Origin of the sequence: Parablastomonas sp. CN1-191 (assembly GCF_049354825.1) — a bacterium.
Classification (GTDB): Bacteria; Pseudomonadota; Alphaproteobacteria; order Sphingomonadales; family Sphingomonadaceae; genus Novosphingobium.
This window is the reverse complement of the sequence record NZ_CP186480.1, coordinates 1,245,541-1,255,218: the sequence shown is the minus strand read 5'-3', so window position 1 is coordinate 1,255,218 and position 9,678 is coordinate 1,245,541. Positions and strand designations below refer to the sequence as shown.

The window sequence follows — 9,678 nt, the reverse complement described above, 5'->3', positions numbered from 1 at the left end:
CGGACGAATATGCAACGCCCCGGCCCGGTGCCGGGGCGTTTCGTTTGCAGGCAGCCTTTCAACCTGCGCGACACGCGCCTATAGGCGCCTCCAGGTCCATGACTCAGCCCGCTTACAATCCGCCACCGGCCTCGCAGGCCTATCCGCTGCCTACCGACTGGCGCGATTTCTTTGCGCTGACCAAGCCGCGCGTGATGACGCTGGTCATCTTCACCGGCCTGTGCGGATTGCTGGCCGCGCCTACGACGATCAACCCTGTGCTGGGCTTTACCGCGATCCTCTGCATCGCACTGGGTGCCGGCGGGGCGGCCGCGCTCAACCAGTGGTGGGAGGCCGACCTCGACGCGCAGATGAAGCGCACCCAGGGCCGGCCGCTGCCCGCCGGGCGGATGGACCGCACCAGCGCGCGCGATTTCGGGATGGCGCTGTCGGCGATGTCGGTGTTCATCATGGGAGTGGCGGTACACTGGCTGGCGGCGGCGCTGCTGCTGGTGTCGATCGTCTATTACGCCGTGGTCTACACGATCTGGCTCAAGCCGCGCACGCCGCAGAATATCGTCATCGGGGGCGGGGCCGGCGCGTTTCCGCCGCTGATCGGCTGGGTCGCGGCGACCAACGATGTGACCCTGATGCCGGTCCTTCTGTTCGCGATCATCTTCTTCTGGACCCCGCCGCATTTCTGGGCCCTCGCACTGTTCGTCGAGACCGACTACGCGCGCGCCGGCATCCCGATGATGCCGGTCGTCGCGGGCGAGGTGTCGACCCGCCGCCAGGTGCTGGCTTACGCGGTCTTGCTCCTGCCGCTGGCAGCGCTGCCGTGGTGGCTGGGCTATACCCACGCCCTTTACGGCTTTTCGGCGCTGGGCCTGTCGGGGCTGTTCCTGGCGCTGGCGGTTCCGGTCGGGCTGCGGCGAACCGCGCCCGGTGACGCCATGCGCCCCGAAAAGCGCTTGTTCGCCTTCTCGATCCTGTACCTCTTCGCGCTGTTCGCGGTGCTGGTGGCGGATCGCTACGTGATGGGATGGATGGCATGACCGACCCCGATTACACCGCACAGCGCAAGCGCATCATCAGGGGTCGCAATCGCGCCGTGGCTCTGATCCTGGTAGGACTGGTGGCGCTGTTCTACGCGGTGACGCTGGTCCAGTTCGGTAAATAGCGATGGCCACGCTTCCCGCCGCCAATGCCAACCGCCGCGTCGGCCTGATCGCCGCCGGACTGGCGCTCGCCATGCTGGGACTCGGCTTCGCGGCTGTCCCACTCTACCGGATATTCTGCCAGGCGACCGGGTACGGCGGTACCACCCAGCGCGTCGACGAGGCTACCGCGCGAGACGTTCGCACGATCGGGAGCACGATCACTGTGCGCTTCGACGGCAACGTCGAACGGGGCATGCCGTGGCGGTTCGGGCCCGAGCAGGTCAGCCAGACGTTGCCTATCGGCGGCCGGAAGATGGCGTTCTTCAAAGCCAAGAACCTTTCCGATCACGCCATCACGGGACAGGCAGGGTTCAACGTCCAGCCCGAACAGGCGGGCAAGTACTTCAACAAGGTCCAGTGCTTCTGCTTCACCGAGCAGACGCTTCAGGCCGGCCAGGAAGTCGACATGCCGGTGGTCTATTACGTAGACCCGGCGATCCTCAATGACGAGGACACCCGCGACATCCAGGAAATCACCCTCAGCTATACCTTCCACCCCACGCCCGGGCAGCCGTCAAAGGCTCTGGACCGGGCCCGGACGGCAGGATAAGGGCTGCCACGCAATCCATCCGGCGGCGCGCCTGCCGGGTCACGACCAACGGGGACGATACGCGTCATGGCCGGAACCAAGACTCACGATTACCACATCCTTCCGCCGGATATCTGGCCGCTCGCGGGCGCGTTTTCGGCACTGACGATGACCAGCGGTATCGCCATGACGATGCACAAGCTGGCCTATGGCCACGTCGTGCTGGCGCTGGGCGTGCTGGTGCTGGGGCTGACGTTCTTCAGCTGGTTCTCGAACATCGTCAAGGAAGCCAAGGCCGGCGATCACACCCCCGTGGTCCAGCTGCACCTGCGCTATGGCATGATCCTGTTCATCGCTTCGGAAGTGATGTTTTTCGTCGGCTGGTTCTGGGCGTTCTTCGACTTCTCGCTGTTTCCATCGACGATCGCCGACGTGGTCGGCGGGCAATGGCCGCCCAAGTCGATGGAAGCGGTGCTCGACGCTTTCGACCTGCCGCTCCTCAACACCCTGATCCTGCTGTGCTCGGGCACGACGGTGACCTGGGCGCACCACGCGCTGATCCACGGCGATCGCGAAGGGCTGAAGAAGGGCTTGTGGGCCACGATCATCCTGGGCGTGTTGTTCAGCAGCCTGCAGGCTTATGAGTACGCGCACGCGCCGTTCCCGTTCGGCGTCAACACGTACGGTTCGGCCTTCTACATGGCGACCGGCTTTCACGGCTTCCACGTGATCGTCGGGACCATCTTCCTCGCGGTCTGCCTGAAGCGCGCCTATAACGGCGACTTCACCCCCCGCCAGCACTTCGGATTCGAAGCGGCGGCGTGGTACTGGCACTTCGTCGACGTCGTGTGGCTGTTCCTGTTCATCTGGATCTATGTCTGGGGTAACTGGGGCTTCCCGACCGAGTGACCGATCCGGACACCACCAACGTAAAGGGGCAGCCTTCCACTCTGGAGGCTGCCCTTTTCGGTTGCTGCCCACGCTGCGGATCGCGAACGATGTTCGCCAGCTTCCTGCGCTTTGCCACCAAGTGCGGAACCTGCAGCCTCGATTACACGCAGTTCAACGTTGGCGACGGGCCGGCCGCGTTCCTGACGCTGATCATCGGGACGCTGGTTACCGCGCTGGCGATCGGACTTGAACTGGCGGCGCACCCCCCGTTCTGGGTGCATATCGTCCTGTGGATTCCTATCACGATCGCGGCGGTAGTGGGCGGGCTACGCCTGGCGAAGGGCTGGCTGCTGATCGCCGAGTACCGGCGCAAGGCGGGTGAGCACCAGTCGTGACCCGTCGCGTGCCGATCCTCGCCACGCTGTTGGTGATCGCCGCGGTGGCGACGATGATCGCGCTTGGCGTGTGGCAACTGCACCGTCTGGCGTGGAAGGAAGACCTGATCGCGCGCTACCGCCAGGCAGAGATGATGACCACGAACGCACCGTGGCCGCGGACGCCGGCAGAGGCGGAACGGTCGCTTTATCGTCGCGCCGCGTTCGACTGCCGGGCCGCGTCGGCACCCGCGTCGGTATCGGGGCGCAGTGCGGCGGGCGCGCCCGGCATCGCGCACACCGCCGATTGCACGCTGCCCGACGGTACCATCGCTCGCGTCGTGTTGGGGTGGTCGCGCGATCCGCAGCCGGTCGCCTGGTCGGGCGGCCCGGTCAGCGGCACGCTGGCGCCGGGGCCGCGTCTGGTCGCCGATCCGCCGGTCGCCGGGCTGGCGGCCAATGCCAGGCCCGATCCCGCCGACCTGCCGAACAATCACTGGTCTTACGCGATGCAGTGGTTCCTGTTCGCGCTGACGGCGACGGTCATCTATGCGCTGGCGCTGCGCCGGCGGATGCGCGTTAGCGGCTGACGGTCAACTCCGACGCGGCGCAGGACGAAAAGTTGCCTGAGGCGGCGCGGCAGGGACGCTTTCTTGCCCTTGGCCCCGCGCGCCGCTACCGGACCGGCGATGGACTATGTCAGCACCCGCGGCCGCGCTCCGGCGCTGGATTTTGCCGGCGTCACGCTTGCGGGCCTGGCGTCGGACGGCGGCCTTTACGTGCCGCGCACCTGGCCGCGGTTCACGCATGAAGAGATCGAGGCGTTCGCCGGCCTTCCCTACGCAGAGCTGGCCGCGCGGGTCATGCAGCCGTTCGTGGCCGGCAGCCTCAGTGCCGAGCGCCTGCGCGAACTGACGGCCGAGGCCTATGGCCGTTTCGCCCACGCCGCGGTCACACCGCTCGTCCAGCTAGACGAGCAGAACTGGCTGCTCGAGCTGTTTCATGGCCCGACGCTGGCATTCAAGGACGTGGCGCTGCAATTGCTGGGGCTTTTGTTCGAGGAGTTTCTGGAGCGGTCGGGCCGGAACCTGACCATCGTCGGTGCCACCAGCGGCGATACCGGCTCCGCCGCGATCGACGCGGTCGCGGGCCGAGCCGGCGTGCAGGTCTTCATGCTTCATCCCAAGGGCCGGGTCAGCGATGTCCAGCGCCGGCAGATGACCACCGTGCTGGCCCCGAACATCCACAACATCGCGCTGGAAGACGCCAGCTTCGACGATGCCCAGGCGATCGTGAAGAAGATGTTCGCGGATGCGACGATGACCGATCGGTTCGCGATCGGCGCGGTCAATTCGATCAACTGGGCGCGGCTGATGGCGCAGGTGGTCTATTATTTCGCTGCTGCGTTGCAGCTGGGCGCGCCGCACCGCCCGGTCGCCTTCTCGGTGCCGACCGGCAATTTCGGCGACGTGTTCGCCGGCTATGTCGCGGCGCAAATGGGCCTGCCGATCGCCAGGTTGATCGTCGCCACCAACGTCAATGACATCCTCCATCGCGCGCTGTCGGCGGGCGATTATTCCGCTGGGGAGGTGACGCCCACCGCGGCGCCGTCGATGGACATCCAGGTGTCCTCCAACTTCGAGCGGCTGCTGTTCGACGTCGGCGGCCGCGACGGGATCGCGCTGGCCGGGCAAATGGCCGGCTTCGAAGCGACCAGGGCGATGCGCCTGACCAATGCGCAGCGCGAGGGCGCCGCCGCGCTGTTCTCATCCGCCCGCGCCGACGCCGCCCACATGGCCCGCGCCATGCGCTGGGCCTGGGACGACGCCGGGCAGGTGATCGATCCGCACACCGCGATCGGCTTGCACGCCGCGCGCGCTTCCGGCCTTGCCCCGCAAGTCCCGGTGGTAACGCTGGCGACCGCGCACCCCGCCAAGTTCCCCGCCGCGGTAGAGCGGGCCACCGGTCAGTGCCCGCCGCTGCCCGCGCGCGTCGGCGACCTGTTCGGGCGCGAGGAGCGCGTGACCGATCTTCCCGGCAGCTACGAGGCGGTTGCCGCATACGTCGCCGCCCATGCGGAACCCAAGGGGAAAGCGGGGCGCACCTGATGGCCGCAATCGATCCCTCGCCGCTGGTGATGACCGGCACGGGCTGGGCCGACTACGGCCTGGTCGACAGCGGCCACGGCCGCAAGTTCGAGCGTTATGGCGCCTATCGCTTCGTCCGTCCCGAGCCGCAGGCGCTGTGGACGCCGCGGTTGGATCACTGGGACGCCGACGGTGAGTTCGTGCCTGGCTCAGACGAGGACGGCGGTGGGCGCTGGGTGTTCGAAAAGCCCGTCCCGCGCGAGGGCTGGCCGCTGGGCTGGCATGAGGCGAGGTTCACCGCGCAGTGTACCCCGTTCCGCCACCTCGGCTTCTTTCCCGACATGGCGCCGGTGTGGGACTGGATGGGCGAGCGGCTCGCCGGCCTTAGCGACGCGGCGACCATGAACCTGTTCGGCTACACCGGCGTCGGCACCCAGGCGCTGAGCGCATACGGCCCGGTCACCCACGTCGACGCCAGCAAGAAGTCGGTCGCGCAGGCGCGCGCCAACGCCGAGCTGGCAGGGCTCGCGGACCGTCCGGTGCGCTGGATCGTCGACGATGCCGCCAAGTTTGCCGCGCGCGAAGTGCGCCGCGGCCGCCGGTACGACGGCATCATCCTCGATCCGCCCAAGTTCGGGCGCGGGCCGGACGGCGAGGTCTGGCGACTGGAGGAGCACCTGCCCGGCCTGATCGCCGATTGTGCGGCGCTGGTCGACGGCGGCAGCCGGTTCCTGTTCCTGACCGTCTATGCGGTCCGGATGAGCGCGCTCGCGCTTGCCGGGCTCTTGTCCGAACACCTCGCGCACCTGCCCGGCCGGATCGAGTTCGGCGACCTGGCGGTGCGCGAAGAGGGCGACGGCGGCCGGACATTGCCGACCGCCATTTTCGCGCGGTGGTCCGCTTAAGTCGGGCTTAGCGCCGCGGCTTCGTGAACTTCAGCACGAACTGGTCAGTCTTGCCGCGCACTTTGCCGTCGAAGACCTTTTCGCTGTGATCGTCGGCGGGATGCGCCAGCAGGCTGCTTTGCCCCGCCAGCTTGAACCCGGCCTTCTCGATCTCTGCGATCACCGCCTTGTCCTCGATCCGGTGCAGCGTGTTAGTGGCCGAAACCCCGCTGCCCGCCGCTGCCCGGTGATCGACCACCAGGTAAGTGCCGCCGGGCTTGAGCGCGCGGAACGCCGCGGCGTTGTAAGCGGCGGCCATGTCGCCGCCGCTGTCGAGCTTCACGTTCTTGAAATCGTGATAGTTGAGCGTGGTCCACACCAGGTCGACCTTCTCGGGCGCGAGGTCTTCGCCCGGCTTGATCACCCCGTTGGAGACGTTCCCGTGCGTGCGCGCCCAGGCCTGCACCGCTGCCGCTGGGCGGCCGCCCAGCGTGTAGATATAGCCCGCCGGTCCGACCGCGGCCGACAGCAGGCGCGTGAAATAGCCGCCGCCGGGCGACATTTCGGCGATCTTCATGCCCGGGCGGACGCCGGCGAAAGCCATCAGTTCGGCCGGCTTGCGATCGGCGTCGCGCGCCTTGTCTTCGGCCGGACGATCGGCGCCGCTTACCGCCGCGTCGTAGGACGGCCCCTTGGCCGCCACCGGCACCGTGACCGCCATCAACGCCGCCATACCGGCCACAACCACCTTGCGCATCGTCACTCTCCCTGTCGTTCCAGCGGCTGACTAGCACCGGCGTTCGCGGCTGGACAGGGGCGCGGCGCGGTGCCATCGCCGCGTCATGGCAGACAGCCTCACCCTCGAAGTCGCCGATCTCGAATGCCAGGTCCTAACCGGCATCTATTCGGAGGAGACCGGCCGCCCCCAGCCGCTGCGAATCTCCATCTCCGTGCGTATCAAGCCGGCCGAGCGGTTCGAGCCTGATACCCCGCTGACCGCCAGCAAGAACTACATGGACCTCAAGTCCGCGGCGACCGAGGCGCTGCCCGCCGGGGTCCACTTCAAGCTGATCGAGGCCGTCGCCGACCACATCGCAGAGACGCTGTTCGTGGCCGATGCGCGGGTCGAGGCGGTGACCGTCAAGATCGTCAAGCTGGCCATCGCCGAGGCGGGAGAAAGCATCGGCATGACGCTGGTGCGCGAACGGCGGTGAAGACCGTCCCCATCGGACCGCTGCCCGCTGCACCGCTGGACGCGGCCGCGGTGTTCCACCGCGATCATCTGCCTGCATGCCGGGACGCCGCCACCGACGTTGCGATCGTCTTCACCCCGGCCGATCACACGCACCGCGCCTGGCGCCTTGCCGCGGTCCAGGAGCTGGCGCGAGCCGCCGCGCCGCTGCGCGTCAACGCGGTAAGCGGCGCGGACGATGCCGCGATCGAGAACGCGCTGGCCTACCTGGCCGCTGCACCGGGCGTTACCGGGCAAGTACTGGTTGTGGAGGCGGCGGCATGACCGCGCTCGTCGACGCTTTCTCGCGCCGGATCCGCTACCTGCGGCTGTCGCTGACCGACCGCTGCGACCTGCGCTGCGTGTACTGCATGCCCGAAGCGATGCAGTTCATGCCCAGGAACGAGCTGCTGACGCTGGAGGAAATCCACGATCTCGCGCTCGGTTTCATCGCGCGCGGGATCGAGGTCATTCGCCTCACCGGCGGAGAACCGCTGGTGCGCCGCGACGCGATCGACCTGGTGGAATGGCTCGGCCGCGAACTGGGCGCCAGCCTCAAGGACCTGACGCTGACCACCAACGGCATCGCGCTGCCCCGCTTCGCCGCGCGGCTCGCTAAGGCAGGCGTGCGCCGCATCAACGTCTCGCTCGACACGCTCGACCGCGAGGCCGCCGCCCGCATCGCCAGGCGCGACGTCCTCCCCCAGGTGATTGCCGGCATCGAGGCGGCGCGTGCCGAGGGCATCGCGGTGCGCGTCAACGCGGTCGCCCTGCAGGAAACCCCGCCCGCCGAGCTGGTGCGGCTGATCGAATGGGCCCATGCCAGCGGAAGCGACGTGGCACTGATAGAGGTCATGCCGCTGGGCGAGGTCGGGACCGAGCGCGCGGACCAGTTCAGCCCGCTCGGTGCCGTCCGCCGCATCCTGGCGGAACGCTTCACCCTGGCGCCCAGCGCGCATCGCACCGCCGGTCCGGCGCGCTATTGGGATGTTGCCGAGACCGGCCACCGCATCGGCTTCATCACCCCGCTGACCGACAATTTCTGCGACGGCTGCAACCGCGTTCGCGTCAGTGCCGAGGGCCAGATGCACCCGTGCCTGGGCGGCAGCGAGGCGGTCGACTTGCGCGCCGCGCTGCGCTCGGGCCGCGCCGGCGCCCTCGACGCGGCGATCGACGCGGCGATGAAGATCAAGCCGCTGCGCCACCACTTCGCGATCGAGCGGGGCGGCGCCCCGGCACTGGCGCGCACGATGTCCGTGACAGGCGGATGACCGCGCGGCTGGTCTGGCTGGGCAAGCTGGCGGACATCGCTGGCGCTGCCGAAAGCGAGCTGGAACTGGGGGCACCGATAGGATGGGACATGCTGCTGTGCTCCCTGCCGGCCGCACTTGCCGCGGCGCTGCGGGACGAGCGCATCCGCGCCGCCCGCAACGGCGCACTTCTGCCCGACAAGGCCGCGCTGGAAATTGTACCGGGTGACGAGATCGCCTTCCTTCCGCCGGTCAGCGGGGGCTGACGTGGCCGATGTGCGCCTGATTGCCGGCCCACTCGATCCGGGAGCCGAATTGACCGCTTTCGCCGCGTGCCGCCCGCGCGCCGGGGGTGTCGCCAGCTTTACCGGGCAGGTCCGCGCGGGCGACGGGACCGAACTGCTCGAGCTTTCGCACTACGCACCCCTGACGCTGCCCGGCATGGAAGCGATCGCCGCCGCTGCCGAGGTGCGGTGGCCGCTGGAAGGTCTTCTGGTTGTCCACCGCACCGGTCAAATGGCGCCCGGCGCGGCGATCGTCCTGGTCGCCGCCGCGGCTAAGCACCGGCGCGACGCGTTCGAGGCGGCCGACTTCGTTATGGATCACCTCAAGAGCACCGCGTTCTTCTGGAAACGCGAGCGCCGCGGCGGCACATGGCACTGGATAGAGCCGCGCGACCAGGACGGCCGCGATGTGTCGCGCTGGTATCGCGACTAGGCGCGCAGCTGGCCGCGCAGCCCGGCGAGAATCTCGTCCTGGCGCGCTACCAGCGCGATGACTTGGTCGCGCGCGGCGCTGCTAGCGGCCGCGGCACCGGCATCGACCATGTCCGCGGCGTAGATGGCGTCAAGGTCGGCCAGTGCGATCATCGTGTCGCTGCGCGCCGATTCGAGCGCCGCGACCGCCACCATCGCCACCGACCACGCTTCGCTGCCCACGGCGGCGCCGCGCGCGGCACCGACGCGGCGGCGGGCTTCGGCCTCGCGCGCAGAGAATTTTGCGTCGCTGGTCTGCGCCTTGGCGACCAGCGCGGCGAGACGCCCCGAAACCTCGGGCGAAATCGGCGCAGGGGCAGGCTCGGCCATCGGCGGCGCGGCTTCGGCGCTGCCCGACACGCGCTCGATCGGGCGGCGCGCCAGCGACGGGTAGTCGTCGGACGTCGCGCAGGCGGCCAGCGGGGCGATCGCCAGGACGGCAAGGGCGCGCGACAGGGGAAGGGTGACAAAACGCATC

General features: G+C 68.6%; 15 protein-coding genes. 13 read left to right on the top strand and 2 right to left on the bottom strand.

Going from position 1 to position 9,678, the window contains the following annotated elements; genetic code table 11:
- Nucleotides 1-98 precede the first annotated feature (98 nt).
- The 8 genes from ACOYW6_RS06265 to ACOYW6_RS06230 all read left to right on the top strand — a co-directional run bounded on the left by ACOYW6_RS06265 (nt 99) and on the right by ACOYW6_RS06230 (nt 5,985).
- A complete protein-coding gene (locus ACOYW6_RS06265) occupies nt 99-1,034 on the top strand; it encodes a heme o synthase (RefSeq protein WP_423142950.1) in 936 nt (311 codons plus the stop codon).
- On the top strand, nt 1,031-1,159 hold the full coding sequence (locus ACOYW6_RS06260) for a hypothetical protein (protein ID WP_423142949.1): 129 nt from the start codon (nt 1,031-1,033) through the stop codon (nt 1,157-1,159). The genes ACOYW6_RS06265 and ACOYW6_RS06260 overlap by 4 nt, the downstream gene beginning before the upstream one ends.
- 2 nt (nt 1,160-1,161) lie before the next feature.
- Nucleotides 1,162-1,749, top strand: a complete 588-nt coding sequence (locus ACOYW6_RS06255; RefSeq protein WP_423142948.1) for a cytochrome c oxidase assembly protein — start codon at nt 1,162-1,164, stop codon at nt 1,747-1,749.
- Nucleotides 1,750-1,815: 66 nt separating this feature from the next.
- Nucleotides 1,816-2,637, top strand: coding sequence for a cytochrome c oxidase subunit 3 (locus ACOYW6_RS06250; RefSeq protein ID WP_423142947.1), 822 nt, complete (start codon nt 1,816-1,818; stop codon nt 2,635-2,637).
- Between the two features lie 89 nt (nt 2,638-2,726).
- Nucleotides 2,727-3,014 carry a DUF983 domain-containing protein gene (locus tag ACOYW6_RS06245; RefSeq protein ID WP_423142946.1) on the top strand — a complete coding sequence of 96 codons (288 nt, stop codon included), beginning with the start codon at nt 2,727-2,729 and terminating at the stop codon, nt 3,012-3,014.
- Entirely contained in the window at nt 3,011-3,583 is a 573-nt protein-coding gene (locus ACOYW6_RS06240) for an SURF1 family cytochrome oxidase biogenesis protein (protein WP_423142945.1), read from the top strand. Before ACOYW6_RS06245 ends, ACOYW6_RS06240 begins: the two co-directional genes overlap by 4 nt.
- 99 nt (nt 3,584-3,682) lie before the next feature.
- Nucleotides 3,683-5,101: a threonine synthase gene (gene thrC, locus ACOYW6_RS06235; RefSeq protein WP_423142944.1), complete on the top strand. Its 1,419-nt coding sequence runs from the start codon at nt 3,683-3,685 to the stop codon at nt 5,099-5,101.
- A complete protein-coding gene (locus ACOYW6_RS06230; RefSeq protein WP_423142943.1) occupies nt 5,101-5,985 on the top strand; it encodes a class I SAM-dependent methyltransferase in 885 nt (294 codons plus the stop codon). Before thrC ends, ACOYW6_RS06230 begins: the two co-directional genes overlap by 1 nt.
- 7 nt (nt 5,986-5,992) lie before the next feature.
- Here the strand turns inward: ACOYW6_RS06230 and ACOYW6_RS06225 are convergent, their stop codons facing one another.
- Nucleotides 5,993-6,721 carry a class I SAM-dependent methyltransferase gene (locus ACOYW6_RS06225; RefSeq protein WP_423142942.1) on the bottom strand — a complete coding sequence of 243 codons (729 nt, stop codon included), beginning with the start codon at nt 6,719-6,721 and terminating at the stop codon, nt 5,993-5,995.
- An 85-nt stretch (nt 6,722-6,806) separates the two neighbouring features.
- Between ACOYW6_RS06225 and ACOYW6_RS06220 the strand changes: the two genes are divergently transcribed.
- Genes ACOYW6_RS06220 through ACOYW6_RS06200 form a run of 5 tightly spaced genes read left to right on the top strand, consistent with a single transcriptional unit; the run spans nt 6,807 to nt 9,162 of the window.
- The gene (locus ACOYW6_RS06220; RefSeq protein WP_423142941.1) at nt 6,807-7,178 is read left to right on the top strand and encodes a dihydroneopterin aldolase; all 372 of its coding nucleotides are present in this window, start codon (nt 6,807-6,809) and stop codon (nt 7,176-7,178) included.
- Nucleotides 7,175-7,480 carry a Rossmann fold domain-containing protein gene (locus ACOYW6_RS06215; RefSeq protein ID WP_423142940.1) on the top strand — a complete coding sequence of 102 codons (306 nt, stop codon included), beginning with the start codon at nt 7,175-7,177 and terminating at the stop codon, nt 7,478-7,480. The genes ACOYW6_RS06220 and ACOYW6_RS06215 overlap by 4 nt, the downstream gene beginning before the upstream one ends.
- The gene (gene moaA, locus ACOYW6_RS06210) at nt 7,477-8,466 is read left to right on the top strand and encodes a GTP 3',8-cyclase MoaA (RefSeq protein WP_423142939.1); all 990 of its coding nucleotides are present in this window, start codon (nt 7,477-7,479) and stop codon (nt 8,464-8,466) included. The genes ACOYW6_RS06215 and moaA overlap by 4 nt, the downstream gene beginning before the upstream one ends.
- Nucleotides 8,463-8,711, top strand: a complete 249-nt coding sequence (locus ACOYW6_RS06205; RefSeq protein WP_423142938.1) for a MoaD/ThiS family protein — start codon at nt 8,463-8,465, stop codon at nt 8,709-8,711. Before moaA ends, ACOYW6_RS06205 begins: the two co-directional genes overlap by 4 nt.
- A 1-nt stretch (nt 8,712) precedes the next feature.
- Nucleotides 8,713-9,162: a molybdenum cofactor biosynthesis protein MoaE gene (locus ACOYW6_RS06200; RefSeq protein WP_423142937.1), complete on the top strand. Its 450-nt coding sequence runs from the start codon at nt 8,713-8,715 to the stop codon at nt 9,160-9,162.
- Here ACOYW6_RS06200 and ACOYW6_RS06195 read toward each other — a convergent pair.
- Nucleotides 9,159-9,677 carry a hypothetical protein gene (locus ACOYW6_RS06195; RefSeq protein ID WP_423142936.1) on the bottom strand — a complete coding sequence of 173 codons (519 nt, stop codon included), beginning with the start codon at nt 9,675-9,677 and terminating at the stop codon, nt 9,159-9,161. The two genes, ACOYW6_RS06200 and ACOYW6_RS06195, sit on opposite strands and share 4 nt — an antisense overlap.
- Nucleotide 9,678 lies beyond the last annotated feature (1 nt).

What these genes read in the sequence shown, in the direction of transcription:
- ACOYW6_RS06265 (WP_423142950.1), top strand. Translation starts at nt 99, where the DNA reads ATGACTCAGCCCGCTTACAATCCGCCACCGGCCTCGCAGGCCTATCCG.
- ACOYW6_RS06260 (WP_423142949.1), top strand. Translation starts at nt 1,031, where the DNA reads ATGACCGACCCCGATTACACCGCACAGCGCAAGCGCATCATCAGGGGT.
- ACOYW6_RS06255 (WP_423142948.1), top strand. Translation starts at nt 1,162, where the DNA reads ATGGCCACGCTTCCCGCCGCCAATGCCAACCGCCGCGTCGGCCTGATC.
- ACOYW6_RS06250 (WP_423142947.1), top strand. Translation starts at nt 1,816, where the DNA reads ATGGCCGGAACCAAGACTCACGATTACCACATCCTTCCGCCGGATATC.
- ACOYW6_RS06245 (WP_423142946.1), top strand. Translation starts at nt 2,727, where the DNA reads ATGTTCGCCAGCTTCCTGCGCTTTGCCACCAAGTGCGGAACCTGCAGC.
- thrC (WP_423142944.1), top strand. Translation starts at nt 3,683, where the DNA reads ATGGACTATGTCAGCACCCGCGGCCGCGCTCCGGCGCTGGATTTTGCC.
- ACOYW6_RS06230 (WP_423142943.1), top strand. Translation starts at nt 5,101, where the DNA reads ATGGCCGCAATCGATCCCTCGCCGCTGGTGATGACCGGCACGGGCTGG.
- ACOYW6_RS06225 (WP_423142942.1), bottom strand. Translation starts at nt 6,721, where the DNA reads ATGCGCAAGGTGGTTGTGGCCGGTATGGCGGCGTTGATGGCGGTCACG.
- ACOYW6_RS06220 (WP_423142941.1), top strand. Translation starts at nt 6,807, where the DNA reads ATGGCAGACAGCCTCACCCTCGAAGTCGCCGATCTCGAATGCCAGGTC.
- moaA (WP_423142939.1), top strand. Translation starts at nt 7,477, where the DNA reads ATGACCGCGCTCGTCGACGCTTTCTCGCGCCGGATCCGCTACCTGCGG.
- ACOYW6_RS06205 (WP_423142938.1), top strand. Translation starts at nt 8,463, where the DNA reads ATGACCGCGCGGCTGGTCTGGCTGGGCAAGCTGGCGGACATCGCTGGC.
- ACOYW6_RS06195 (WP_423142936.1), bottom strand. Translation starts at nt 9,677, where the DNA reads ATGCGTTTTGTCACCCTTCCCCTGTCGCGCGCCCTTGCCGTCCTGGCG.